Raw genomic sequence first — 23,901 nt, 5'->3', positions numbered from 1 at the left:
CATCGACAACCTCGCCTATCAGCTCGTAGTTCCTGATATGGCCGGAACGGGAGTGGCAGAATGAAGGTCTTGATCACCGGCGGCGGCGGGTTTCTGGGCGCCTGGCTCATCAAGCGGCTGAAAAAGAGAAACGTCGACGTCCGGGTCTTCGATCTGAAGGAGGACCGCTCCATCGTCCGGGAGATCCTCGGCGACGGGGCCGACGAAATCGACTGGGTGAGCGGCGACATCGCAGATACCGAAGCGGTGCGCGACGCGGCCCGCGGCTGTACGTTTGCCGTTCACCTCGCGGCCCTGCTGACGCCAGAATGCTCGGCCGATCCGGTGCTCGGCGCCAAGGTCAACCTGATCGGCACGCTGAACGTCTTTGAAGCCGCCAAGGCGGAAGGCATGAGCGGGATCGTCTATGCCAGCAGCGCCTCCGCGCTCGCCCCGGACGACTGCACCGATCTCAGCCCGATCACCCATTACGGCGCCTACAAGCTGGCTACCGAGGGCTGCGCCCGCGCGTACTGGGTCGAATCCGGCATTCCGAGCATCGGCTTCCGCCCGGCCGTCGTCTACGGCCCCGGACGGGTGACGGGACTCACCGCCGGTCCCTCGGTCGCCTGCCGGGAGGCCCTTGCGGGGCGCCCCTACACGATCGGCTATTCCGGCGCCGCCGACCTGATCTTCGTCGACGACGTCGCGGCGGTCTGCGAGGCCGCGGCCACCCGTCCCTTCCAGGGCGCGCACGCGGTCACGCTCTCCGGCGAAATGGTGGATGCGGGCACGATCGTGGAGGAAATCCGCAAGCATGTGCCGGAGGCGGAACTGGACTGGAACGGCCCCACTCTTCCGATTCCGGCGGAAATGGTGCCGACCCCCGTTGCGGACCTGCTGGGGCCGCTGCCGCGCACCTCGCTGTCGGACGGGATCGCCCGAACCATCGCGCATTACCGCTCCGGCCGGGAAGCCTAACGGCGGCGCGTTGCCCGTTCCATCAGGCCGGTATTGAGGTATTCGCGCAGGTAGAGCGCAAGGTCTTCGCTCAGCGCGATCGCCCTCTCGCGCCCGTCTTCGAAACGGAGGGTGATGTAGAACCGGTCATCGACCAGATCGATCACGAAGGAAGTGACGCCCGGCGCCTCGGCCCGAAGCTTCTCCGCCTGACGCTCTTCCGGCTGCTTCATGAAAAACTCGAGCCACGCCCGCGCTTCCTTATCCTGCATCGACACGTCACCTCATTCGAATGCCGGGCTCATAATAGGACTGTTTCACCCGGTGTTTGCACCGGAAATACTGTTCAGGCAAACAGGATAGCTGCTAGTGGAGAGGATCGAGACGGTCCCTTGAGCGAACGGAGCCAGCGCGCGTGAAGAAACTGATCATCTTCGTGACCCTCCCGCTGATGCTGATCGTCGGCGCCGGAATGGGCGCCGTGATGTTCGGGCTGATCCCCGGTTTCGATCCCCTGGGCGCCAAGCGAAAACACATGATGGGAGGCGGAGACTCCGCGCCGAAGGAGGAACCCTACCTGAACGAGGCTCCCCCGCCCTATGCGGCGACGGATCCGAACTCGGTGGTCTTCCAGCTCGAGGAATTCGTCATCAATCTGCAGACCGAGCGGCGCTATCCGGTCTTCATGCTGCTCAGTCTCGCGCTCGAGCTCAAGGATCCCGGTGCCCAGGCGCGCGTCGCGGCGCTCGAGCCGCGGATCCGCGATGCGGTAATCATCTATGCCAGCAGCTTCTCCCAGGACGACCTGAACGGCTTCGACGGGATCAACAGGATCCGCGACGGGGTTTGGGTCCGTCTGAGGGACATCATTCCGAAAGAAGACCTGCTGAACGTTCAGGTCATGAAGATGACGATCAAGTAGCGGCGGCGTTCTCGAGACGCGTCGTTTCGCCCTCGATCGCCTGTTCCAGCCGCTTCATGAAGGTCTTGCGGTCGAGACCCGGCGGGATCGGCTCCAGCACCCGGACATCCACGGTTCCCGGATATTTCATGAAACTTTCCCGGCCCCAGAACTGACCGGAATTCAGCGCGACCGGCACCGTCGGAAGGTCCAGTGCGCGGTACAGCGCATAGACGCCCGGATGGTAGGCCTGCTCGGTGCCCGGCGCGACCCGGGTGCCCTGCGGGAAGATCACCACCGGACGCCCCTCGGCGACCCGCTCCTCCGCCGCCTTGACCATCAGCTTCAGCGCCCCCGCCCCGGCCGAGCGGTCGACCGGGACCATGCCGACCTTGCGGAAATACCAGCCGACCACCGGCAGCTTCAGCAGTTCCTGCTTCAGCACGATCGCCGGGTCGCGACAGATCAGCTGCAGCGCGATCGTCTCCCAGGCCGACTGATGCTTGCAGGCGATCAGGCAGGGACCGTCCGGAAGGTGCTCCCGCCCCTCGAGCCGCCAGCGCAGGCCGACCGTCCCGGCGAGCAGCGCCAGCACGGCGCGGCACCAGGTGTCACGCACCCAGCAGACCCAGCTTCTCGGTCCGAGAAAGACCGGAAGCGCCACCAGGCCGATGATGGGGGTGAAGATGTAGAAGAGGACGTTGAAAAGCGTCGCCCTGAAAGCGGTCATTTTTGATTCCACAAGCTTTGCCCCACCCTTTACTGAAGATTCGGCGGCCTGTCACGCTGCCCCTTGTCCCGACCTGCGAGCGCACCATGCCCATCGACCCGCCGGAAAACCAGGAACGCCCCGAATGGTATCCGCGTCTGCTCGACGCGCTGGAACGCCACGCCTGTGCCGGGCGCCTGATCGCATACGCGACCCTCGCCGACGAGGCCGGCATTCCGCGCCCGCACGCCATTCACAAGCTGACGGACGCATTGGAACGCCTGATCAGCCAGGATCATGCCGACGGGCGGCCGCTCAGGGCTGCCGTTGCGGTATCGAAATCCCGCGGCGGTCTGCCGGGGCCCGGCTTCTTCCAGCATTGCCGGGCGCTCGGGCTCTATTTCGGGCCGGACCGGGGACCTCAGGCCGAGACCTTCCATCGGCTGGAACTGGATCGCCTGTTTGTGAACCGCCGCGACGCGGGCGGGGATGTATAGACCCGCCCGCATCTCTAGAGTAAGTCCACAGAATTTGCGGTATGATATCGGAATCCGATCACAACCTGGACGCGCGCATGTCCCTCACCAAATCCTTCGGCGCCACCGTGCTGGCCGTCGCCCTGTCGGTCGCGGCGGGCGCCGTCGTGAGCTTCGCGGCGGATCCCGCGGCCACGATCAGCCAGAAGGGCCGCCACTTCACGCCGGGCGAGGTGACGGTGAAGAAAGGCGACATGGTCCGCTTCGTGAACGACGATTTCTACGGCCACAACGTCTACTCCGAGACCGCGGGCGCTAGCTTCGATATCGGCCTGCAGGCGCCGGGTGAGGAACGGGACGTGGTGCTCGAGAAACTCGGCATCGTCGATGTCCGCTGCCGCATCCATCCGCGCATGCGGCTGAAGATCAGAGTCGAAGAATAACCCGCGTCCGATGTCCCTCCGCCTCAAACTGATCGGCGCGTTCCTGGTGGCCGTGCTGGCCGCGGGCGCCCTGGCGGGGACCAGCTTCTTCTCGACCTGGACCCTCGGCGACATCGCCAAGACGCTCTACGACCGCCCGCTGCAATCGATCAATTTCGCCCGTGCGGCACAGACCAACTTTCTGGTGATCGAGCTGGAGGAGCGCCTGACCGGCGGCGGCGCCGAGGAGCGGCTGCAGCGCATGCGCGAGGACTTTTTCCTCGATCTCGAGATCGCCGACGAGCGCCGCATGTCCGAGCGCACGGCCGAACTGGTGGCGGCGCTGAAAACGGATTTCGAGGCCTGGTGGCAGACCGCACACGATGCGCGCGACGATCCCGCGCTCCGTGCGCCGAGGGACGAGATCGCCGAGCGGCTGAAGACCAATCTAGACATCCTGGTCCAGGTCGCCGCCGAGGACGGGTACCGCTTCTGGCTTGCCGCCGAGGAGCAGGTGGAAGAAACCAAGCGCTTCACGACCTGGATCCTCGCCGGCGTGCTGATCGTCTCGGTGATCGTCGCCATCCTGCTCGCCCGCGACATCATCCGACCGCTGAACCGGCTGGCCCGCCGCACCGTCGAGCTCGCCGCGGGCGACCGCTCGATCGAGGTCAGGCAGAACGATCTCGACCGCGGCGACGAGATCGGCGGCATGGCGCGCTCGCTCATCGTCTTCCGCGACGTCATGAACGAGGTCCGCGAGGCACGCGACAGCGCCGAGGCGGCGGCCAAGGCGAAGGCCGACTTCCTCGCCATGATGAGCCACGAGATCCGCACCCCGATGAACGGCGTGATCGGCATGACCCGCCTGTTGCTGCGCAAGCCGCTCGGCCCCGAGGAACGGCATTTCGCCGAGACCGTTCTGGAAAGCGCCGAGGGGCTCATGCACCTGCTCAACGGCATTCTCGATTTTTCCAAGCTTGAGGCCGGCAAGCTCGATCTCGAGGTTCTCGATTTCGACCTCCGCCGTCTTGTCGAGGGCTCGCTCGCGCTGATGCAGGGCCGGGCCGAGGAGAAAGGTCTCTCCTTCGTCGCGGAAGTGTCGCCGGACTGCCCCTCGCATCTGAAGGGCGACAGCGCGCGACTGCGCCAGATCCTGCTCAATCTCGTCGGCAATGCGCTGAAATTCACCGAGAGCGGCTCCGTCACCGTCTCCGTCGTCCCGGGCGCGGCGCCGGGCAGCTACCGGTTCTCCGTCAGCGACACCGGCATCGGCATCCCGGAAGACAAGATCTCGAAACTGTTCCGGGAATTCAGCCAGGCGGAGAACTCGACCGCGCGGCAATATGGCGGCACCGGTCTCGGCCTCGCGATCTGCAAGCAGCTCGTCGAACTGATGGGCGGCGAGATCGGACTGGAGAGCGCCGTGGGCGCAGGCAGCACATTCTGGTTCGAGCTGCCCCTGCCGGAGGGCCGGAAACCGGACGAGAAAAGCAAAGCCGCGGCAACCAGCCTGCCGCCGCTCTCCCTGCTCGTGGCCGAGGACAACATGGTGAACCAGCAGGTCGCCCGCGGACTGCTGGAAGCGGAGGGACACAGCGTCCACATGGTCGGCGACGGCGCCGCCGCACTGGCCGCGATGGAGAACAATCCGGCCGGCACCTACGACGCCGTGCTGATGGACATGAACATGCCGGGCATGGACGGCTTGGAGGCGACGCGCCGGATCCGGGCGCTCGGCCCGCCCCGCTCCGCCATCCCGATCGTCGCCGCCACGGCCGCGGCGACGGCGGACGAGGTCGCGCGCTGCATGGAGGCCGGCATGGACGCCTATGTCGCCAAGCCGATCCATCCGGGCCTGCTGTTCGGTGCCCTCGCCCGCGTGCTCGGCCCGGTCATCCCCGCGGCCGGGGAGGAGGACGGCGCTTTCCCCGGTTTCGAGGACGAGAACCAGCCCGCGCCCGCCTCGCCGGTCGCGGAAAAGCTGATGCAGGACGGCCCGGCGCTGGAACCGGAGATCCTGGAGACCTACCGCACCCAGCTCGGCGACGCGTTCGCGGCCGAGATGGTCGGCGATTTCCTCGCCTCGATCGACACGCATCTGGACGCCCTCGCCGCGCATCTTGCCGAAGGAAACGGCTCGGCCCTCGCCGATGCGGCACACCAGTTGAAGAGCGCGGCCGCCTCGGTCGGACTGCGTTCGGTCTTCCGCGCCGCGCTCGCGGTTGAAAACGAAGCCGGCCCGGTGCATCTATCTGACACCGCGAAAGAACAGGTCGCAGACCTGATCGCCGCGCTTGAGGAAAGCCGAACCCTGCTCGAAAGCCACGCCGCGTCATGAGTTTCACCACCGACCCTTCCGGCGACTTCCGCCCGAACTACGCCGAGTACCAGGTGATCGTCGCCGAGGACGAACCGATGGCGGCGAAACTCGCCCAGGGCGCGCTGAAGGTGATGGGATTCCGCCGCATCTTTCACGCCAGGGACGGCCTCAACGCACTGAAACTTCTGAAGGAGCTGGACGGCGACGTGCAGCTTGTCGTCTCCGACTGGAACATGCCGGAGCTGAACGGGCTCGAATTCCTGAAGGCGGTGCGCCGGAACTTCCCGAAGATGAAATTCATCATGCTGACGGGGAACGCCAACAAGGACTTCGTCATCGCCGCCCGCACGGCCGGAGTCGACGCCTATATCGCCAAGCCCTTCACGCCGGACCAGCTGAAAGCGAAGGTCGAGGCGATCTTCAGGCTCTGAGCGACGCCCCTCCGGCGAAACCGATCCGCTGCGCGTCTCCGCACGTAGACATGCGTGAGCGTCGGCACCGCCGGCTCCGGTCCGGCGCTCCGTGAAACCGGAAGACGGACCATATGATGAGATTCCCGAAGACCCTCGCCCTGGCCCTTGCCGCCGCCGGCCTTAGCTGGGTGCAGCCCGCCGCCGCGCTCGAGCTGATCGGCCTCACCGCGCGCAACCAGCTCGTGCTGACGACCGACACCGCGCCGGACAATTCCCGGATCGTCGACATCACCGGCGTCGACACCAAGGTGCTCGGCATCGACATCCGCCCGGCCGACCTCGCGCTCTATGCCGTGACCGCGAGCGGCTCGATCTACACCATCGATCCCGAAAGCGGCGCCGCCACGCTGAAATCGAAGATCTCCGAGCCGCTCGAGGCCGTCGACAATCTCGTGGTCGACTTCAACCCGCAGGCCGACAGGCTCCGGGTCATGGCGTCCAACGGGCAGAACCTCCGGGTCAATGTCGAGACCGGCGCCGCCGTGGTGGACGGCCGTCTCGCCTATGCCGCCGGCGACCGCAATGCGGGCAAGCCGGCCGGCGTGCTGGCCGGCGCCTATATCAATGCCTTCAAGGGCGCGACGCAGACCCAGCTCTTCGACGTGGACAGCCTGCATGGAACCTACGTCGTGCAGGATCCGCCGAACGACGGCGTGCTGAAGACCGTCGGCCCGACCGGGCTCGCGCCCGGCATGGCGGTCGAGGCGATCGACATCTTCACCGACCTTGAGGACGAATATCACGGCTTCGCCGTCGCGGGCCGCGACCTCTACAGCCTGACGGTCGCCCGCGGCACACTGACGAAAATCGGCCGCATCGCCTCCGGCGGCGGCGCGGTGATCGACATCGCCGCGCCCGTGGTCAACCGCTGATCATGGCCCCCGGCACGCTCCGGCGCCGCATCGTCCACCGCCTCGCCCTCGCGGCCGCGGGGGCCTGGCTGACGGTCGGCGGCCTCTATGCCGCGACACCGGTCGTCATCGAGCAGGCCGGCATCGCCTTCCTGCCGAAGGCGGTCACCATCAGGGCGGGCGAGCAGGTTGTGTTCCTGAATTCCGACGTCTTCGGCCACAATGTCTATTCCGACAGCGCGGGCGGCGCCTTCGATATCGGCCTGCAGAATTCGGGCAGCGAGGTCGCCGTCACCTTCGAGAACCCGGGCCGCTTCACCCTGCGCTGCCGGATCCACCCGAAGATGCGCGCGGTGGTGACGGTCACCGAATAACCACTCCCCCCGGCCCGTTCCGCGATGCGGAGCGGGCGATTTTCAAGCGCGTGCGAAGCGGTCATACTCCCCCTTGACCATAAAGGGAGGACCGGCCCCGTGAGCCATATCCAGACGGAACATCTCTTCGACATCGCGCTGCAGGTGGAAGCCCCGCTCCAGCTCCTCGGCCATACCCCCTATGGCGAGCGCAAGATCGCCAAAGTGACGGGCGGGACGTTCGAGGGTCCGGGGATCAAGGGCACGGTGCGCGGCGGCGGCGGCGACTGGATCCTGGTCCGCGCCGACGGCGTGACCCAGCTCGACGTCCGCCTGGTGCTGGAGACCGGTGACGGCGCGCTGATCTACATGACCTACAAGGGGCTCCGGCACGGCCCGGAAGAGGTGATGGCGCGGCTGAATGCCGGCCAGCCGGTGGACCGGAACGATTATTATTTCCGCATCACGCCCAGCTTCGAGACCAGCGCGGACAAGTATCTCTGGCTGAACAAGGCCGTCTGTGTGGGGACGGGGGACCGGACGCCGGCGGGGCCGGTTTATAATGTGTATCGGGTGTTGTGAGGGAGACTTGATTCTGGAGCTATAGCTCCAGAATTCGTCATTCCGGCCCCCAATCCGGGACCTATCGCTCCACCGTCACTGCTCTGCGATCCCCTGGGTCCCGGCCTGCGCCGGGTTGAAGACGGGGTGGTGGCGGTCGAGGGGAACGGGAGCGCTGTCCGCTCGCCGCGCCCGACAAGAAAAACCCGCCTGGCAGACCAGGCGCGCTCTCCGTTATCCAAAGCTCCGTCAGGGCCTACATATCCCCCTCGACGACCGTCAGCCCCAGCGTGTGCCAGGCCTGCATGCCGCCGCGGTAATAGAGGATCTTCTCCGCCGGAAAGCCCTCCCGGAGCATCGCCTTGATCGCCATCGGGGACTGTCCGCACCAGGGGCCGTTGCAGAACAGCAGGACCGTCTCGGCGTCCGCGCAGTTCCATGTCCCGTCCGCCTGCTTCACGCAGCCGATCTCGTCCAGACGGTCGGCCATCTGGGTGTAGGGCATGTTGACCGCGCCGGGAATCGTGCCGTCGACATGCCATTCGAGGGTCCGGCCGTCGATCAGCTTGCCGCCGGTCTTCGCGAATTCGAGCAGTTCGACCTCGCCCACCGTCGTCACGCCCGGGGCGACCTGCATGGGCTGGATGCAGAAGGGCGGACATTTGCGGGAGGTCTTCGCATAGGCGGGATCGATCGTCGCGTCCTGGTCCTGGTTGCGCATCACCTCCACCGGGCCGTCTTTCGTCTGCAGCGTGACGCTGGGGGTCTGGGCGTTGATCTTCACCTCCAGCTCGGCGGCCGGCAGCGGATGCGGCATCCCGGCCAGCAAGGCGAACAGCGCGGCTATGAACAGGGCTCTCATTCTCGGTCCTCCCGACTTTTTCTTTGCATGCGAGCGACGGTGCGCTTCGTCGGGACATATTACATTCATGTATTCGAATGTGTTTAGCGCCATTCATGCAGCTCTGCGCACACGCGCCTGAACGAACGGGGCGGACCGCTGGGAATTCAAACGGAGCTCGTCATCCCGGACCGCGATCCGGGATCCCATGCGCCACCGTCGCCGCTATGCGGAGAGCCGGGTCCCGGCTCTCCGGCCGGGACGACGACGGCTAGGGGAGGGAGGGATAGGACAGGCGCCGCGCGGCCCCTCAGCCCGGCTTCACCGCCTCCGCGAGCATGGTCATGCCCGGGATCATCGGCGCGACCGTCACGTCGACGAAGCCCGTCGCCTCCAGCTCCTGCTGCAGCCACGCATCGTCGAGCGAGCGCGCCTCCGGGGTAAAGGCGGTGTGCTGGAGCTGCCAGAGCGCGGCGAGCTTGGGGCCGGTGCGGTCGGCGGTGACGATGAAGTCGTGGATCAGCAGGCGGCCGCCCGGCACCAGCTTCTCCCAGGCGCCTTTCAGCAGGTTCTCGTGCTCGTCGCCGGGAACGCCGGAGAAGAGATAGGACATCAGGATCGCGTCCTGCCCCTCCGGCCAGTCCGTGCGGAGCGCGTTGCCGCGGATGTATCTGATACGGTCGGTGAGCTCCGCCTTCTCGATATATTTCTCGCCGAGATCGGCGACGTTCGGAAAATCGACGATGGTTGCGGTGAGATCCGGATAGGCCTTGCAGAGCGTGATGGCGAAGGCGCCGGTGCCGCCGCCGACATCGAGCAGCTTCTTCCCGCCCGAGAGATCGACCTGCTTGGCCAGCCCGCGCGCCGGCCCGAGCGAGCCGGCATGCTGGCTGCGCGAATAGAGTTTCGCCTGCTCGGGATCGGAAAACCACTGGGCATAGGAGCTGGTCGCGTCGTCCGGCAGGTTGTTGGCGATCGCGTCCTCGATCTGGTCGAGCAGCCCGTACATCTGCCGGTCGACCTGGAGGCGGAGATAATCGCCGAAGTCATACTTCGCCCCCTTCACCAGAAAGGCCTCGGCCGCCGGCGAGTTGGCGAAACGGCCGTCCTCGCTGGTCACCACGCCGAGCGCGGCGAGCGCGGTCAGCAGGGTCTGGACCCGGTCGGGATGCAGGCCGGTCGCCTCACCGAGTTCCTCGACGCCCAGCGGGCCGTCCTTGAGAGCGGTAAAAACACCATGATGCAGCGCAGCGAAAAGCGCCTTTGACCCCATGAAACCGAAGGCAATGTCGGAAATTTCTTCGGCTTTCGTCAGCAACGACATGGTTTTTACCTCTCCTGATTATCGTTCTTCCGACATAACTTATCCGATAACGACAGAAGAGGCAAAAGCACCGGCCTTCGCGCGGCAGGACTGGGATTCGCGGATATTGCGCTGCCACAAATTCAGGGCAGGGCAGCAACATGGACGAAGACCGCGAGAGGCGCGCGAAAAAGGGCCGCCCCCGCACGGGGCCGGCCCTCTTCTGTCTGCTGCGGCCGCCAGGTCCTAGGAGCGGATGCTCGCCAGGAACTGCTGGATTTCCTCCTTCAGCCGGTCGGCATCGCCGGTGAGACGCGCGGTCTCGTCGCGGATCTCGGCGGCGGCGTCGCCGGTCTGGCGGATCGATTCCGAGACGTCGGCGATGTTCGAGGAGACCCGCGCCGTGCCGGCCGAGGCCTCTTCCACATTGCGGGCGATCTCCTGGGTCGCGGCGCTCTGCTGCTCCACCGCGGCGGCGATGGCGGAGGCGATCTGGTCGACCTGCTCGATGGTCCCGGTGATCGCGGCGATGGCCTCGGCGGATTCGCTGGTCGAGGACTGGATGCCCTGGATCTGCGCCGAGATCTCCTCGGTCGCCTTGGCGGTCTGGCTGGCGAGGTTCTTCACCTCGGAAGCGACGACGGCGAAACCCTTGCCCGCCTCGCCGGCCCGGGCCGCCTCGATCGTGGCGTTGAGCGCCAGCAGGTTGGTCTGCTCGGCGATCTCGGTGATCAGGCCGACCACCTCACCGATCTTCTGCGCCGCCTCGGCGAGGCCCTGCACCTTGCTGTTGGTATCGGCGGCCTGCGTCACCGCGCCGGAAGCGACATTGGAGGCCTCCGCCACCTGACGGCCGATCTCGCTGATCGAGGAAGTCAGTTCCTCGGTCGCCGCGGCGACGGTCTGGATGTTGCTGGCGGCATTGTCCGATTCCGTGACGACCACGGAGGATTTGGCCCTGGCGTCCTCCGCCGCCGCCGACATCCCGTTCGCAGAGCCGCTGAAGCCGCGCAACGCGTCGGCGACCTGATCCACCGTGCGGGCGACTGTGTTCTCGAACTCGTCGGCTGTCCGGATGCGCATCTCCTTGCGCTCCTCGCTCGCCTGCGTCAGCGCGTCGGCATTCTCCTGCGCCAGGCGACGGCGCTCGAGGGTCGCGGTCTTGAAGGTCTCCACGGCGCGGGCGAGGTCCCCGACATCGTCGGTGCGGTCGAGATAGGGCACGTCGCGGTCCATCTCGTTGGCCGAAAAGCGCTGGATGATGTCCCGCAGAACGGTGAAGGGTTTCATCACGGCGCCGGTAACGAGGAAGGCGAGCGCGGCGGCGACCAGCGAGACCACCACCATGACCGCCACGAGGCTGAACACCATTTCCTGCTCGATCGCCTCGATCTCGTCCTTGCCAACGCCGACATAGAGAATGCCGACCACCCTGGAGTCGTCGGCCGACGAGAAGATCGGCTGATAAAGCGTGAAATAGTCCTTGCCGAGGATGGTCGCGACACCGCGATAGGTCTCGCCCTTGGTGACGATCGGGTAGACGCGGCCGGTCTTGCCGAGCGGCGTGCCGATCGCGCGGCTGCCGTCGCCCTTCTTGATGTTGGTGGTGCGGCGCCAGAAATCCGCGCTTTCCTCGTCCCAGGCGAAGATCGTCGCGGTCTCGCCGGTGGCCTGCCCGACACCGTCGATCGGCTCGTGGTCGTCGAAGGCGGGAATGTCGCCCTCCCAGGTCAGCACGAGGCCGTCCCGGTTCTCGGCGACGTTCAGCGCGTCATAGGTCTTCTCAAGCAGCAGCGCGGCGGTGCCGAGGTTCTGGACCTGGGCCCGGTCCGCCTGTTTCTCGACATAGGATTTGATCAGATAGACCGAGGACAGGATCGTCGCCAGCATGGAAAAGACGACCAGAAGCACGGCGACCGAGGCCACCTTGTTGCGCACACTCATACCGGACAGCATTTCATCCCCTTCTCACCGGAAATTCGTCTCCCGTCGCGCGGAAGTTGCCCACACAATACACGCTTTAAAGTAAATTTAATCTTACCGCGCGACGGGACCTCGGACGGTCTATTCCTCCAGGCGCATGTAGAGGTCGCCGCCGGCGCGGTATTTCTCCGCCATCGCCGCCATGCCTTCCTTCTGCGCCTCGCCCCGGATCTCGTGGGAAATGCGCATGGAGCAGAATTTCGGCCCGCACATGGAGCAGAAATGCGCCAGCTTGTGCGCCTCCTTGGGCAGGGTCTGGTCATGGAATCCGCGCGCCGTCTCCGGGTCGAGCGAGAGATTGAACTGGTCCTCCCAACGGAACTCGAAACGGGCCCGGCTGAGGGCGTCGTCCCGCCTACTGGCCGCGGGATGCCCTTTGGCGAGATCGGCCGCATGGGCGGCGATCTTGTAGGTGATGACGCCGGTCTTCACGTCGTCCCGGTCGGGCAGTCCGAGATGTTCCTTCGGGGTGACGTAGCAGAGCATCGCGGTGCCGAACCAGCCGATCATCGCCGCGCCGATGCCCGACGTGATGTGATCGTAGCCGGGAGCAATGTCCGTCGTGAGCGGCCCGAGCGTATAGAACGGTGCCTCGCCGCAGACCTCGAGCTGCTTCTCCATGTTCTCGCGGATCTTGTGCATCGGGACATGGCCCGGCCCCTCGACCATCACCTGGCAATCCTTCGCCCAGGCGATCCGGGTCAGCTCGCCGAGGGTTTCCAGTTCGGCGAACTGGGCCGCATCGTTGGCATCCGCGATCGAGCCGGGACGCAACCCGTCGCCGAGCGAGAAGGAAACGTCATAGGCGCGGGCGATGTCACAGATCTCCTCGAAATGCTCGTAGAGGAAACTCTCGCGGTGATGGTGCAGACACCATTTCGCCATGATCGAACCGCCCCGGCTGACGATCCCGGTGACGCGGTCGACGGTGAGCGGCACGTGATGCAGGCGCAGCCCGGCATGGATGGTGAAATAATCCACGCCCTGCTCCGCCTGTTCGACCAAGGTGTCGCGGTAGATCTCCCAGGTCAGGTCCTCGGCAATGCCGCCGACTTTCTCCAGCGCCTGGTAGAGCGGCACCGTGCCAATGGGAACGGCGGAGTTCCGGATGATCCAGTCGCGGATATTGTGGATGTTCCGCCCGGTCGAGAGATCCATCACCGTGTCGGCCCCCCAGCGCGTCGCCCAGACCATTTTCTCGACCTCCTCCTCCATCGAGGAGGTGACGGCCGAGTTGCCGATATTGGCGTTGATCTTCACCAGGAAATTCCGGCCGATCGCCATCGGCTCGCTTTCCGGATGGTTGATGTTGGCGGGAATGATCGCCCGCCCGCGCGCCACCTCGTCGCGCACGAACTCGGGCGTCACGACATCCGGGATCACCGCACCAAAACTCTCGCCGTCGCGCTCCAGTGCCTGTTTCGCGGCGGCGCGGCCGAGATTCTCGCGGATGGCGACGAATTCCATCTCAGGCGTGACGATCCCCGCCCGCGCATAGGCGAGCTGGGTCACCGCCCTGCCTCCGGCGGCCCGGCGCGGCTGCTGTCGAACCGGGAATTCCGGCGTCAGCCGTGCGCCCTCGGCGAAGCCGTTATCGGCCGGCTGCACGTGGCGCCCCTGGTAGAGCTCGGTATCGCCGCGGGCCGCGATCCAGTCGGCACGGAGCCGGGGCAGCCCCTTGTCGATCTCGATCTCCGCCGCGGGGTCGCTGTAGGGACCGGAAGAGTCGTAGACGATCACCGGCGGCTCGCCGGCGCTCGGATGCAGGGCGATCTCGCGCATCGGCACGCGTATGTCGGGATGCAGGACACCAGAAGCGTGGATCTTGCGCGACGCGGGCAAAGCGCCGGTGGTCACTTTCGGATGGATGGCATTCATCGGCTCGGAGCCTCCTCAGCTCGCTTGGGCGTTGGAGACCCAGTTCGCGGAGTGAGGGGCTATGGCATCGGGAGGAAGACGGGTCTGACCTTGTCCGCCGCACTCATGCGAGAGTGCTCCTGAAGCGCGCACCGTCCCTACGCCAGTATGAACTGGATCAGGTTCGTCGGGTCACTGCGCTGCTTCGAGGAAGCCAGCAGACTCTCAGCCCCTTGTCGGGACCCCCCGGGTGATGCGGCGATGATGGGAGCCGGCAGGGCGGCTTGTCAATGCGGCGCTAGTCGTCCGGCGCCACGGGCCAGAGCGCGAAACCGTAGAGCTCTTCCGGATTGCGCAGGAGAATGCGGGTCCGCACCTCTCTGGAGGGCGCCCACTCGGCGAGCAGCTCGAGCAGCGCCCGGTCGGCAGGGTCCTGCTCTTCCCCGACGCGGGTCTCGCCCGGCCGCTCAAGATGCGGCCAGCCGCTGCCCCAGAGCATCCGTTCCGGCGCCCAGTCGGCAAGCGCCCGCGCGAGCGCGCAGACCTCGGCGTCCTCCGGGTCGCCGGTCTTCGAAATCGCGTAGGGGCGCGAAAGCTTGACCCAGAAGCGGCCGCGGTCGATCAGCCGGCGCAACGCCCGAAAGCCGGGCTGGGTCAGGCAGCGGGAGAAGCGGAAGCCGCCGCAATCGGCGAGGATGGTCTGGCCGGGCCAGTCACGCATCTTCTGCTCCAACTCGTGCAGATCGGAGCCGTCGAGCGCGATCTCGCGGCTCCAGCCGACCACGTCGTAGATGCGCCGGACATGGCGGTCAAGTTCCTCCCATGGGCAGGTCAGGCGCCCGCGCAGCATGTCGAGGCGAAGCCCGTCGATTCCTGCTTCGGCCAGTTCGGCAAGACGTTTCGGATCCTCGCCGGGCCCGAGCGTCGCGAAGGCGCGGGCACAATCTTCCAAGAGACCGTCGGGCGACGCCGCAAGCGCGGCCTTCGCCCGGAGCAGGAACTCCACATCCGCTCCCGGCGCATCCTGCTGGACCAGCACCGCGCGGGCGAGGCCGAGGTCTTCCTGCAGCTCGCGATAGGCATGCGGCGGATGTTCCGGCAGACCGTCCGTCGCCTGCTCGCCGTCGAGGCTGGTAAGCGTCACCGCGCAATCGACGGCGCCCGGCGGCGGCGCGACCTTCGCCCGCGCATCGGCATCGACATGCAGTTCACCCAGAAAATTCTCGAAGGACATCGAACCGCCTCAGAAAAGCTGAAACTGCCCGGTCTCCCGGTAGCGCTCGAAATACTCGAGCGTCACCCGATGGGCCGGGAGCATTTCGGGCAGATCGTCCAGCGCAAACCAATCGAGTTCCAGCGTCTCCTCGCCGTCGGCAGTCAGCGCGCCGTCCCATCTCCGGGCGACGAACTCAAGCCCGAATCCCTGGATTCGGTCACCGTTCGGGTAGGTCAGCGTGTTCGTTGCCGGATCCGATGCATGCCCCCAGGGTATCGGGTCGAGTATGGTCAGGCCGGTCTCCTCGGCGACCTCGCGAATCAGCGTCGTCAGAACGCTTTCGTCAGCCTCGCAAAAGCCGGCAGGCAGGCCCCAGACTTTCATGTCGCCGCGCAATTGAAGCAAGACACGGCCGTCGTCACGCTCGATCACGCAACGCGCTCCCGGCATCAACACCAACCTGTTGCCAATCAGCTTGCGCAGCCGACCGAGGTAACTCTGCTCGAAATCGCTCACGGGCGGCTGTCCGCGCCGCTCACATCACCGCGCCGATCTGCCAAGGGATGAACTCGTGATCGCCGATACCGAGCCGCTCGCTCTTGGTCTTCTCCCCCGAGGCGACCCGGAGGACATGCTCGAAAATCTCGGTCCCCATCTCCTCGATCGAGATCCCCTTGTCCATCACCGGGCCGCAATTGATGTCCATATCCTCGGACATGCGCTCGTACATGGCGGAGTTGGTCGCCAGCTTCATCGAGGGCGCCGGCTTGCAGCCATAGCAGGAGCCGCGCCCGGTGGTGAAGGCGACGATATTGCTGCCGCTCGCCACCTGACCGGTGATCGAGGCCGGGTCATAGCCGGGGCTGTCCATGAAGACGAAGCCTTTGGTGTCGATCCGCTCGCCGTACTTGTAGACCCCGGTCAGATTTGTGGTCCCGCCCTTGGCCGTGGCACCGAGGGATTTTTCGAGGATGGTGGTCAGTCCGCCGGCCTTGTTGCCCGGCGACGGGTTGTTGTTCATCTCGCCGCCGTTGCGCCGGCAATAGTCTTCCCACCACTGGATGCGCTCGACCAGCTTCTCGCCGACGTCCTTGCTGACCGCGCGGCGGGTCAGCAGGTGTTCGGCACCGTAGATCTCCGGCGTCTCCGCCAGCACCGCGGTGCCGCCGTGGCGGACCAGGAGATCGGCCGCATAGCCGAGCGCCGGGTTCGCGGTCATGCCGGAATAGGCGTCCGAACCGCCGCATTGCAGGGCGAGCGTCAATTCCGAGGCCGGGCAGGTCTCGCGCCGGCTCTGGTTGGCGAGCGGCAGCATTTCCTCGATCAGCGCCAAGCCCTTCTCGATGGTCTTCCGCGTCCCGCCGGTCTCCTGCAGCGTCATGGTACGCAGGCGCGGACCACGTTCGAGCTGATTCGCCTCGAGCAGGAAGTCGATCTGGTTCACCTCGCAGCCGAGGCCCACCATGATGATGCCCGCGAAGTTCGGATGGCCGGCAAAGCCCCAGAGCACACGCTGCAGGTTGGCATAACCCTCGCCGGTATCGGCCATGCCGCAGCCGGTCGCATGGCTGAGCGCCACCACCCCGTCGACATTCGGATATTTGACCAGCAGTTCCGGCGTAACCGCGTCGGCAATATACTTCGCCGCCGAGGCGGAGCAGTTCACGCTGGTCAGGATGCCGATATAGTTCCTGGTGCCGACCTTGCCGTTCTTGCGGCGAAAGCCCTCGAAGGTCGCGCGCTCTTTTTCCGGCACGTAGTCGGTGTCCCGCCGGTCCATGCAGAAGGCGTAGTCGCGCTCGAAATCCTTCATCGCGACGTTGTGCGTATGGACATGCTCCCCGGGGCGGATGTCGGCGGTCGCGAAGCCGATCACCTGGTTGTACTTCTTGACCGGTTCGCCAGTGCCGATACGTCGGGTCGCGATCTTGTGGCCGCGCGGTATCGGCGCCAGGGTCGCCACCATTTCCTCTGCGATCTTCACGTTCGCACCGATTTCGGTGCGCGAGGTGACTACGTTGTCGGCCGGGTTGAGCCGGACCGTCAGTTTCTCGCCGCCGCGGCCTGCATCTGCTTCGGCCATCACTTGCATCTCCCTCAATATGATTGCTGCGATGATAGCTCAGCACCGGTGCTACGCAAAAGCTTGCCGCGTGGAAATCCGATGCTTACTGATGGGCGATAATCGGATCAAATCGGGGGGAAATCATGGCAGGACGCCTGAACGGCAAAAAAGCGCTGGTGACGGCCTCGGCGCAGGGCATCGGAAAGGCCACGGTCGAGGCCTTCAGTCGCGAGGGTGCGGAGGTCATCGCGACCGACATAAACATGGACGCACTCGGCGCCCTGAAGGACCTGCCGGGAGTCACCCTGCGCAAGCTCGACGTGCTGGACGACGTCGCGGTGACGTCGGCCGCCAAAGAGATCGGCGCTCTCGACGTGCTCTTCAACTGCGCCGGCTTCGTACATCACGGCACGATCCTCGACACCTCCGACGAAGACTGGGACTTCTCCTTCAATCTCAACGTCAAGGCGATGTTCCGGATGTGCCGCGCCTTTCTGCCGGCGATGCTGGAGCGTGGCGGCGGATCGATCATCAACATGTCCTCGGTCAGTTCCAGCCTTAAGGGCATCCCGACGCGCTGCGTCTACGGCGCCAGCAAGGCGGCCGTGCTCGGACTCACCAAGTCGATCTCGGCAGACTTTTTGAAGCAGGGCATCCGCTGCAACGCGGTCTGTCCCGGCACCGTTCAGTCTCCCTCGCTCGACGGCCGGATCAACGCATTCGACGATCCGGTCCAGGCGCGCAAGGAGTTCATCGCCCGCCAGCCGCTCGGCCGGCTCGGCACCGCCGAGGAAATCGCCGCCATGGTGCTCTATCTCGCCTCGGACGAAAGCGCGTACACCACCGGCCAATTCTTTGTCGTCGACGGAGGCATTCTGAACTGATGTCGTCTCTCCCACTCACCCGCGTCGATTTCGACGCCGCCGCCACACGGATCAGCGGCAAGGTTCGCCGCACCCCGACCCTGGAGGCCGTGGCCTGCAAGAGCGATCCGGCGCCGGGCGCACGCCTGCTGCTGAAGCTGGAGAATCTGCAGCCGACCGGTTCTTTCAAGGTGCGCGGTGCCACGAACACGGTGATGTCGCTCTCGGACGAAGAAAAGGCTCGCGGGCTGATCACCGCCTCCGGCGGCAATCACGGCCTCGGCGTCGCCTTCGGTGCCAGCATGAGCGGCTGCCCGGCTGTGATCTACCTGCCCGAAAGCACACCGTCCTCCAAGGCGGCCAAGCTGCAGGAATGGGGTGCCGAGGTGATCGTGCATGGCGCGGTATGGGACGACGCCAACGAGGCGGCACTGGCCCGGGCGGAGGCCGAAGGCCTGACCTACATCCATCCGTTTGCCGATCCCCGGGTCGTCGCCGGCCAGGGCACGATCGCGCTTGAGATGCTGGAAGACAATCCGGAGATCGATACCCTGGTGGTGGCGATCGGCGGCGGCGGACTGATCGCTGGGGTCGCGACCGCGGCCAAGCTGCGGAACCCGGACATCCGCATCATCGGCGTCGAGCCGATCGGTGCACCGACCCATCACGCGGCACGTGCCGCCGGCCATTTGGTAACGCTGGAGAAAATCGAGACCGCCGCCGGCACGCTTGCCCCGCGCACCTCGGCCGAGCTCAATTTCGGACTCATCTCGGCGCATGTCGACGAACTGGTGTTGGTCAGCGACCCCGAAATGAAAACGGCCGCCGAATGGCTCTGGACCGAAGCCGGCGTCGCGGCGGAACTGAGCGGTGCCGCGGCCCTCGCCGCGATTCGGAGCGGCGGCGCTGCGGTGGAGGCCGGCAGCTGTGTCGGTGTGATCGTGTGCGGCGCCGGAACCGACGGAATCGGATAAGACCCCGGTCAGGCGCCTTTGCGGATCACAAAGGTAAAGGTTCCGTCGGCCTCGCCCTCGCTTATCAGTTCATGGCCGCCACTGTTGCAGAAATGCTTGAAATCGAGTGGCGAAGCCGGATCCGTCGATTGCACGGAGATCACCTGGCCCGGTTCAAGGCTTTTGATCGCCTTTCGGGTTTTCAGGACCGGCAGCGGACATTTCAATCCGCTCGCATCCAGTGTCAGCGCCGGTTCGCTCATTGATGTTCGCCTCGCAGATGGACTCGTCCGCTGAATATTGGGGCGGAAGAGTGTGCTTGCCAATCCCCGCCTGCCGCCGGCCGTGCCCGGTCGGCCGCGCATCGGCGATTTCGCGGATGATCTTGGCCAGCAGAACGTCGGCGAAGCGGGTTTCCTCGTCCGCCACCATAACGAAGGCACCGACTCCGCCAATGATATCGAGACGGTAATGCATCTCGAGCGGAATGCCGCCGGGCCCCGGGCGATTGCCTCCCCGGCTTTTCACCGCGAGCGCGTTCACGGTGATTCCTGCATCGACCGCCCGCTCCCGCGCCCAGTCGATCGGGCGGCCGCCGATCTGGGGCCCGTCTCCCGAGACGTCGATCACCAGACGCGTTCCCTCGTAGGCATTGCCAAGTATCTTGTCGGTGGAGAACGCGATCGCCTCGCTGATCGAATTATATCCCCACGCCGCGCGCGGGGCCGCCATCAACGCCTCGCCGAATGCGCGAGCATCTTCGGGGCCGGCGATTTCGGTCCAGTCGACGATGGTATGCTGAGAGGACGCGTCTCCCCATTCGATGTAGGTAACCACAATTTTACCCCGGCGACCCGAGAAAATGGCGTCGAGGACCCTTTGGTCGGCGAGTGCATCGGCATATCCCCGACGCTGCAGCCGCAGTTCCTCGTCGTCGATCGAACCTGATCCGTCGGCCGCGAAGACGAGCTCGAGATCGACCGTCTCAGCACGGCCGGGAAACGCCCAGGCGGCTAATATAGCAACTGCGAACAGCACGGCGAAGATGCCGGACCGCACGCTATGCGGAGGCCTTAACATAATTGAAACGAAACGGATTTTACCTGTGGATAACTTTTTTCGCGGTGCGGAACAACGAGAAGCTTCAAATGCAAGAGATCCACTTCGCCCCATGTCTACCCGCCCCGGAACATTGCATTCGTAAAGTATTTCGCCATTCTGATTTAAAAAGCAAAAGAACTATATTATTCACAAGCCATGCACAGCCTTGGTGATCCCGGCGCCTCTGAACCGTCAAATCGGATCAAATGAATTCGAGATTTCGACCACCTCGATCAACAGTAAAGGCTTATGAAGAACCGGAAAGTTATAATTGAATTAGGGACAATCTGAAAGAGACGGCAATTCCTGCCTGTATTGCGGCGCCGACATTGATCTTCGTTGTCGGCATTTGCAAATAAAATCCATTCAATTTCAAACGAATTAAGGGTCGAGAGAGGTGCCGGGCCGCAGTTCGATATTCCGGCCGGCCGATTGCACCGGCCGACCGTCCATCGCCAACTGTCTGACATCAACATTGAGGTGCACCGGTCGGCGCACCCAATAGGGGAAATCGATCCTGAGCTCCAGGCGGTCGCCGCCGGCGGCAACGCGGTGCAGTTCCCTGCGATACCGGGCAGCATCCACGTAGGATAGAAATCCGCCGGAGAGCGAAGCGCTGATCCGAAACTCCCCGTTCCGATGGACCGTCACGATAGCCGCACAGGCGGCGCCAGCAAAAACCTGAACATGCGGCGGAACAGTTACCGGAACGCCGCATCCACGCTTCTCCCGCGGCACAATCTCGACTTTCATCATCGAACCCGCGTCGTCGTCATCCGGTTGCCGGATCGTTTCCGGGAGCCGGACGACCGAAAAATAGAGAGACATGACCAGCAGCATCGCCGCCGAGATCCCGGCCACGACGGCAACGCGTATCGGCGTCCATGCCGGTCGCCGCCGCCCGAGGTGCGCTTGCCGCAGAGACCCGTAAAGTCTTTCCGTCGTCTCCGACCCGAGGCAGGCAGCCAGAGCCTGTTCCGGATGTTTGACCGGAAGAATGCTCCACCCTCCGGAGGGTTCCGGGACAACGCCGGTCTCCGGGAGCACGAAGAGGCCTCGCGCCGCGCCGGCGGCACCGGCCCGCGTCAGCTTCTCCTCGATGTGATCGACGGCTCCGACATTGAGGTCCCTGTCGAGCCGTCCCGTAACCAGCAGATCCAGATCCGCCGGCTCGTCCCCTTCCGCCAGAAGACCGTCCCGCTTGAGCATGTGGGCGAGGAACAGCCCGAGTTGCCAGCTATCTCCCCCGTCGATCGGCGCAGAAACATCCGTCCGGTAGACCGGGTGCCCGGTCTGCCGTTCGATCACGCCTGTCGGCTCGCGCACGAAAGCGTCGTACTCCGCGCTGAAGGGGAGCGCCGCAAGGGAGCCGGCAAGGCAGGCCACGGACCGGACTGTCGGGTTCTCCGGCGAGATCCGCGCCACGCGAACCGCCCCGCGAGTTGTTGCGACGAAGACCCTTATCCGTTTGGCTGCTGCCGTCACGTCAGATAGAGCCGGCTGTCCGGATCGCGGAAGGCCCGCAAGAACGGGGCGCCTGAGTCGAACACCAGCTGAAGAGGCAATGTTTCAGACCGCGGCAAGACCGCATATTCCGGGCGCGCGCCAGGAGGAACGGCGACAAGCAGATGCGGCAGCTCCGCCTCCGGCCGCAAGCGCTCGATCAGCAAATAAGTCGGGCCGTCCGCAGCGAGCGACGGCGCCAACCGCAAGCGGAAGCCGGCCTGTTCCCGACTCTCGAGCCCGCCGCCACTCGCCGCCGCGGCAGCCGGAAACTCGGCGATCGCAATCCGGCGAAGCAATGCCTCCGCCGGAGCGGCCAATTCCGGATCGTCGAAAGCATGGCGCAGAACCGCGTCCGCGCCGGCGTCCTCCGGTCGCAGCAGAGAACCGACCAGCTCGGAGAAACAGAACGGCCGGGAGGCGGCACCCGACGCGTCGCGCAAATCCCGAGCCAGCGAAGATGCGACAAACAGCGCCTGGGCAAACGGATCCCCCCGCTTTTCATCCTGGCCGGTCATGCGGGCTCCCGGTAGAGCGCCGCCAGCGCGACGCCGAAACGGCGGCAGTCCTCTTCAAAGACCTGATCGGGGGAAATCAGGTCGAAATGCCGGCCGAGCGCCTTCAGCAGGTCCTGCAGACCGGATCCGCATTCCCGGACCAGCGGCTCGCTGACTTCAGCCGCTTCGAGGATCTCGCGCTCCAGCACCCGGCATTCCTCGAACCCCCGCCGGTTGAGCCTCGCGAAGGCGACCCGGGCGGTTCGGAACAGGCCGGCTTCCGCTACCGTCTCGGGATCGCCCGAGAGCGCCCTCTCGACGAGCCGCCCGATGGCCTGCTCCGGGCGCAGCGGAATGACGTTTCCGACAGCTTCTTTGGCATCCGGAATACTGGATCTCAGCGCCGGAGCCATATCCGGATAGAGCGATATTGCGATCGTCAGCGCTTCCGGTCTGCGATTCCGGAACAGAATGTACATCAGGGCCTTGCGGGCCCTGATAAGGTGCTCTGCAATCCCGCGGTAGCTCGTCACGGCGGCCGGGTAGGTTTCTTCCGGCGCGCTGCCGATCAGATCGTCCACCACGTCCCAGGAATCGTCTCCGCTCCGCCGGCGCAGTGCCTGGATGATCCGCGCCTGATGTGCACCGAACACCTCCGCGCGCAGGATGGTCAACGGCAGAACGCCCGCGGCCTCTCCCGCCTCGAGGACGAGATCGAGCCGCGCCGCTTCCCGCTTGTTCACCGATTTGAGCCGGTTCGCCGGAGGCGACGCGAGCTCGCTCAGGATCGCCCGACTATTGCCGATGACTTCCAGCGCCTGAAGCACCTGTTCCGGATCGACCTCTCCATGCTCGCGCGACGGGCCGATCGGCGCGGCGCTTTCGACCGCGCGCCGGACCGCCGCCGCCTTCAGGGCCGCGCGCAACCGGAAGCAGTCCAGGGCAACAGTGCGAAATCCCCTGAAATCCCCGACATCGGAATGCTGCGCGCAACGTTGCTCCCAAAAGGCCAGAACCGTACGGTCATCCACGGATTCGGCAAGAGGTTTGCGACCGGTCCGCTCGGCGAGAAAACCACATATGACGCCGAACTTGCGCTCATACTGTTGTGACGGGAGATGCTGTTTCAGGAACTCGTAGAGCCGCCTGGAAAGGGCATTGGCAAGGGTCTGTGCCTCGTTGCGTCCTCTCGGCCCGGCAAGAAACGCCGAGATTTCGGTATCCACCGCGTCGAAACCCAGCGCCGTTACACAGAAGTCGAGCAACGCCGCGAGAAACGGGATCCGACCATAACTGATGCGGTATTCCGGTGCGGTCGTGCGGACGACAAGCTCGGTCGCCCCAGCAGAGACCGCCGATCCGTTCCGGTCGATCCGCGCGGACGCGAGCGCCGCTGCTTTGTAGGCCGACGCGCTCGCCGTCCGCACCCCCCAGAGAAATCCGATATAGCCGCCGCGCCCCGCGAGCCGGTCCGCCGCGCCGATCAGGAAAGCGAGTTCGAGAAATGGACGACCGTAAGCCCTGGCGGCGACCGTCTGGACCAGCGAGCGGCGCACTCTCGCATCGTAGCGCTGTCCCGCGTCACCGGACGCCTCCAGGACGGCGGCAAGTGCCGAGGCAAGCTCGCCACTGATCTCTGTTCTCAGGCCGGCTGCTCCGCCACGATGCTCAAACACGCATGCGGCCCCTCACAGTTCGAGAATAGTTTTTT

25 protein-coding genes and 1 riboswitch are annotated in these 23,901 nt (G+C 65.3%); of the genes, 11 read left to right on the top strand and 14 right to left on the bottom strand.

All coding sequences use genetic code 11. From position 1 onward, the window contains the following. Positions 1-60: 60 nt before the first annotated feature. Positions 61-960, top strand: a complete 900-nt coding sequence (locus ACOOE1_RS19390; protein WP_420403849.1) for an NAD-dependent epimerase/dehydratase family protein — start codon at positions 61-63, stop codon at positions 958-960. Here the strand turns inward: ACOOE1_RS19390 and ACOOE1_RS19385 are convergent. Continuing rightward, positions 957-1,211, bottom strand: a complete 255-nt coding sequence (locus tag ACOOE1_RS19385) for a hypothetical protein (RefSeq protein ID WP_420403848.1) — start codon at positions 1,209-1,211, stop codon at positions 957-959. The two genes, ACOOE1_RS19390 and ACOOE1_RS19385, sit on opposite strands and share 4 nt — an antisense overlap. Positions 1,212-1,354: 143 nt before the next feature. Between ACOOE1_RS19385 and ACOOE1_RS19380 the strand changes: the two genes are divergently transcribed. After that, on the top strand, positions 1,355-1,861 hold the full coding sequence (locus ACOOE1_RS19380) for a flagellar basal body-associated FliL family protein (RefSeq protein ID WP_420403847.1): 507 nt from the start codon (positions 1,355-1,357) through the stop codon (positions 1,859-1,861). Here the strand turns inward: ACOOE1_RS19380 and ACOOE1_RS19375 are convergent. Next, positions 1,854-2,570, bottom strand: a complete 717-nt coding sequence (locus ACOOE1_RS19375) for a lysophospholipid acyltransferase family protein (protein WP_420403846.1) — start codon at positions 2,568-2,570, stop codon at positions 1,854-1,856. The two genes, ACOOE1_RS19380 and ACOOE1_RS19375, sit on opposite strands and share 8 nt — an antisense overlap. A gap of 86 nt (positions 2,571-2,656) precedes the next feature. Here ACOOE1_RS19375 and ACOOE1_RS19370 point away from each other — a divergent pair, with 86 nt between their 5' ends. From ACOOE1_RS19370 to ACOOE1_RS19340, 7 genes are all read left to right on the top strand, one after another. Next, a complete protein-coding gene (locus ACOOE1_RS19370) occupies positions 2,657-3,046 on the top strand; it encodes a hypothetical protein (RefSeq protein ID WP_420403845.1) in 390 nt (129 codons plus the stop codon). A 77-nt stretch (positions 3,047-3,123) separates the two neighbouring features. Further along, positions 3,124-3,468, top strand: a complete 345-nt coding sequence (locus ACOOE1_RS19365; protein WP_420403844.1) for a cupredoxin domain-containing protein — start codon at positions 3,124-3,126, stop codon at positions 3,466-3,468. Between the two features lie 10 nt (positions 3,469-3,478). Then, entirely contained in the window at positions 3,479-5,788 is a 2,310-nt protein-coding gene (locus ACOOE1_RS19360; RefSeq protein WP_420403843.1) for an ATP-binding protein, read from the top strand. Continuing rightward, positions 5,785-6,201, top strand: a complete 417-nt coding sequence (locus tag ACOOE1_RS19355; RefSeq protein WP_420403842.1) for a response regulator — start codon at positions 5,785-5,787, stop codon at positions 6,199-6,201. The genes ACOOE1_RS19360 and ACOOE1_RS19355 overlap by 4 nt, the downstream gene beginning before the upstream one ends. 116 nt (positions 6,202-6,317) lie before the next feature. Then, a complete protein-coding gene (locus ACOOE1_RS19350; protein WP_420403841.1) occupies positions 6,318-7,115 on the top strand; it encodes a DUF4394 domain-containing protein in 798 nt (265 codons plus the stop codon). A 2-nt stretch (positions 7,116-7,117) separates the two neighbouring features. Then, positions 7,118-7,468, top strand: a complete 351-nt coding sequence (locus ACOOE1_RS19345) for a cupredoxin domain-containing protein (RefSeq protein ID WP_420403840.1) — start codon at positions 7,118-7,120, stop codon at positions 7,466-7,468. 99 nt (positions 7,469-7,567) lie between these two features. Next, positions 7,568-8,029: a DUF3237 domain-containing protein gene (locus ACOOE1_RS19340; protein ID WP_420403839.1), complete on the top strand. Its 462-nt coding sequence runs from the start codon at positions 7,568-7,570 to the stop codon at positions 8,027-8,029. A 235-nt stretch (positions 8,030-8,264) separates the two neighbouring features. Here ACOOE1_RS19340 and ACOOE1_RS19335 read toward each other — a convergent pair whose 3' ends face one another. The 7 genes from ACOOE1_RS19335 to ACOOE1_RS19305 all read right to left on the bottom strand — a co-directional run bounded on the left by ACOOE1_RS19335 (position 8,265) and on the right by ACOOE1_RS19305 (position 17,291). After that, a complete protein-coding gene (locus ACOOE1_RS19335; RefSeq protein WP_420403838.1) occupies positions 8,265-8,870 on the bottom strand; it encodes a rhodanese-like domain-containing protein in 606 nt (201 codons plus the stop codon). Between the two features lie 289 nt (positions 8,871-9,159). Then, a complete protein-coding gene (locus tag ACOOE1_RS19330) occupies positions 9,160-10,173 on the bottom strand; it encodes a methyltransferase (RefSeq protein WP_420403837.1) in 1,014 nt (337 codons plus the stop codon). A gap of 225 nt (positions 10,174-10,398) precedes the next feature. Beyond that, positions 10,399-12,108 (bottom strand): methyl-accepting chemotaxis protein, encoded by a 1,710-nt coding sequence (locus ACOOE1_RS19325; protein ID WP_420403836.1) that lies wholly within the window; start codon positions 12,106-12,108, stop codon positions 10,399-10,401. 108 nt (positions 12,109-12,216) lie between these two features. Next, a complete protein-coding gene (thiC, locus tag ACOOE1_RS19320) occupies positions 12,217-14,013 on the bottom strand; it encodes a phosphomethylpyrimidine synthase ThiC (protein ID WP_420403835.1) in 1,797 nt (598 codons plus the stop codon). Between the two features lie 116 nt (positions 14,014-14,129). Continuing rightward, positions 14,130-14,251: riboswitch (TPP riboswitch) on the bottom strand. Positions 14,252-14,290: 39 nt separating this feature from the next. Then, a complete protein-coding gene (locus ACOOE1_RS19315; RefSeq protein ID WP_420403834.1) occupies positions 14,291-15,226 on the bottom strand; it encodes an amidohydrolase family protein in 936 nt (311 codons plus the stop codon). A gap of 9 nt (positions 15,227-15,235) precedes the next feature. Then, positions 15,236-15,724 (bottom strand): NUDIX domain-containing protein, encoded by a 489-nt coding sequence (locus tag ACOOE1_RS19310; RefSeq protein ID WP_420403833.1) that lies wholly within the window; start codon positions 15,722-15,724, stop codon positions 15,236-15,238. Positions 15,725-15,743: 19 nt separating this feature from the next. Continuing rightward, positions 15,744-17,291 carry a UxaA family hydrolase gene (locus tag ACOOE1_RS19305; RefSeq protein WP_420403832.1) on the bottom strand — a complete coding sequence of 516 codons (1,548 nt, stop codon included), beginning with the start codon at positions 17,289-17,291 and terminating at the stop codon, positions 15,744-15,746. Between the two features lie 125 nt (positions 17,292-17,416). On the opposite strand from ACOOE1_RS19305, the gene ACOOE1_RS19300 reads away from it, so the two are divergent. Both ACOOE1_RS19300 and ACOOE1_RS19295 read left to right on the top strand, forming a co-directional pair. After that, entirely contained in the window at positions 17,417-18,157 is a 741-nt protein-coding gene (locus ACOOE1_RS19300) for an SDR family oxidoreductase (protein ID WP_420403831.1), read from the top strand. Then, a complete protein-coding gene (locus ACOOE1_RS19295) occupies positions 18,157-19,110 on the top strand; it encodes a threonine ammonia-lyase (protein WP_420403830.1) in 954 nt (317 codons plus the stop codon). The genes ACOOE1_RS19300 and ACOOE1_RS19295 overlap by 1 nt, the downstream gene beginning before the upstream one ends. Before the next feature lie 8 nt (positions 19,111-19,118). Here the strand turns inward: ACOOE1_RS19295 and ACOOE1_RS19290 are convergent, their stop codons facing one another. The 5 genes from ACOOE1_RS19290 to ACOOE1_RS19270 form a co-directional block, all read right to left on the bottom strand. Next, positions 19,119-19,352: a sulfurtransferase TusA family protein gene (locus ACOOE1_RS19290; RefSeq protein ID WP_420403829.1), complete on the bottom strand. Its 234-nt coding sequence runs from the start codon at positions 19,350-19,352 to the stop codon at positions 19,119-19,121. After that, the gene (locus ACOOE1_RS19285) at positions 19,264-20,262 is read right to left on the bottom strand and encodes a DUF1194 domain-containing protein (protein ID WP_420403828.1); all 999 of its coding nucleotides are present in this window, start codon (positions 20,260-20,262) and stop codon (positions 19,264-19,266) included. Before ACOOE1_RS19285 ends, ACOOE1_RS19290 begins: the two co-directional genes overlap by 89 nt. 309 nt (positions 20,263-20,571) lie before the next feature. After that, complete coding sequence (locus tag ACOOE1_RS19280; protein WP_420403827.1) at positions 20,572-21,615, bottom strand: hypothetical protein; 1,044 nt, start codon at positions 21,613-21,615, stop codon at positions 20,572-20,574. 56 nt (positions 21,616-21,671) lie between these two features. Further along, positions 21,672-22,211 carry a hypothetical protein gene (locus ACOOE1_RS19275; RefSeq protein WP_420403826.1) on the bottom strand — a complete coding sequence of 180 codons (540 nt, stop codon included), beginning with the start codon at positions 22,209-22,211 and terminating at the stop codon, positions 21,672-21,674. After that, positions 22,208-23,866 carry a hypothetical protein gene (locus ACOOE1_RS19270; protein WP_420403825.1) on the bottom strand — a complete coding sequence of 553 codons (1,659 nt, stop codon included), beginning with the start codon at positions 23,864-23,866 and terminating at the stop codon, positions 22,208-22,210. The genes ACOOE1_RS19275 and ACOOE1_RS19270 overlap by 4 nt, the downstream gene beginning before the upstream one ends. Between the last annotated feature and the right edge of the window lie 35 nt (positions 23,867-23,901).

The organism is Nisaea sp., from assembly GCF_965216895.1.
In the GTDB taxonomy this organism is placed as follows: Bacteria; Pseudomonadota; Alphaproteobacteria; order Thalassobaculales; family Thalassobaculaceae; genus Nisaea.
This window is presented reverse-complemented; position numbering and strand designations above follow the sequence as displayed.

Bases quoted from the DNA above. Each gene is read 5' to 3' on its own strand.
- ACOOE1_RS19390 (WP_420403849.1), top strand. From the start codon at position 61: ATGAAGGTCTTGATCACCGGCGGCGGCGGGTTTCTGGGCGCCTGGCTC.
- ACOOE1_RS19385 (WP_420403848.1), bottom strand. From the start codon at position 1,211: ATGCAGGATAAGGAAGCGCGGGCGTGGCTCGAGTTTTTCATGAAGCAG.
- ACOOE1_RS19375 (WP_420403846.1), bottom strand. From the start codon at position 2,570: ATGACCGCTTTCAGGGCGACGCTTTTCAACGTCCTCTTCTACATCTTC.
- ACOOE1_RS19370 (WP_420403845.1), top strand. From the start codon at position 2,657: ATGCCCATCGACCCGCCGGAAAACCAGGAACGCCCCGAATGGTATCCG.
- ACOOE1_RS19365 (WP_420403844.1), top strand. From the start codon at position 3,124: ATGTCCCTCACCAAATCCTTCGGCGCCACCGTGCTGGCCGTCGCCCTG.
- ACOOE1_RS19360 (WP_420403843.1), top strand. From the start codon at position 3,479: ATGTCCCTCCGCCTCAAACTGATCGGCGCGTTCCTGGTGGCCGTGCTG.
- ACOOE1_RS19355 (WP_420403842.1), top strand. From the start codon at position 5,785: ATGAGTTTCACCACCGACCCTTCCGGCGACTTCCGCCCGAACTACGCC.
- ACOOE1_RS19350 (WP_420403841.1), top strand. From the start codon at position 6,318: ATGAGATTCCCGAAGACCCTCGCCCTGGCCCTTGCCGCCGCCGGCCTT.
- ACOOE1_RS19345 (WP_420403840.1), top strand. From the start codon at position 7,118: ATGGCCCCCGGCACGCTCCGGCGCCGCATCGTCCACCGCCTCGCCCTC.
- ACOOE1_RS19335 (WP_420403838.1), bottom strand. From the start codon at position 8,870: ATGAGAGCCCTGTTCATAGCCGCGCTGTTCGCCTTGCTGGCCGGGATG.
- ACOOE1_RS19330 (WP_420403837.1), bottom strand. From the start codon at position 10,173: ATGTCGTTGCTGACGAAAGCCGAAGAAATTTCCGACATTGCCTTCGGT.
- ACOOE1_RS19325 (WP_420403836.1), bottom strand. From the start codon at position 12,108: ATGCTGTCCGGTATGAGTGTGCGCAACAAGGTGGCCTCGGTCGCCGTG.
- thiC (WP_420403835.1), bottom strand. From the start codon at position 14,013: ATGAATGCCATCCATCCGAAAGTGACCACCGGCGCTTTGCCCGCGTCG.
- ACOOE1_RS19315 (WP_420403834.1), bottom strand. From the start codon at position 15,226: ATGTCCTTCGAGAATTTTCTGGGTGAACTGCATGTCGATGCCGATGCG.
- ACOOE1_RS19305 (WP_420403832.1), bottom strand. From the start codon at position 17,291: ATGGCCGAAGCAGATGCAGGCCGCGGCGGCGAGAAACTGACGGTCCGG.
- ACOOE1_RS19300 (WP_420403831.1), top strand. From the start codon at position 17,417: ATGGCAGGACGCCTGAACGGCAAAAAAGCGCTGGTGACGGCCTCGGCG.
- ACOOE1_RS19295 (WP_420403830.1), top strand. From the start codon at position 18,157: ATGTCGTCTCTCCCACTCACCCGCGTCGATTTCGACGCCGCCGCCACA.
- ACOOE1_RS19290 (WP_420403829.1), bottom strand. From the start codon at position 19,352: ATGAGCGAACCGGCGCTGACACTGGATGCGAGCGGATTGAAATGTCCG.
- ACOOE1_RS19285 (WP_420403828.1), bottom strand. From the start codon at position 20,262: ATGGGGCGAAGTGGATCTCTTGCATTTGAAGCTTCTCGTTGTTCCGCA.
- ACOOE1_RS19275 (WP_420403826.1), bottom strand. From the start codon at position 22,211: ATGACCGGCCAGGATGAAAAGCGGGGGGATCCGTTTGCCCAGGCGCTG.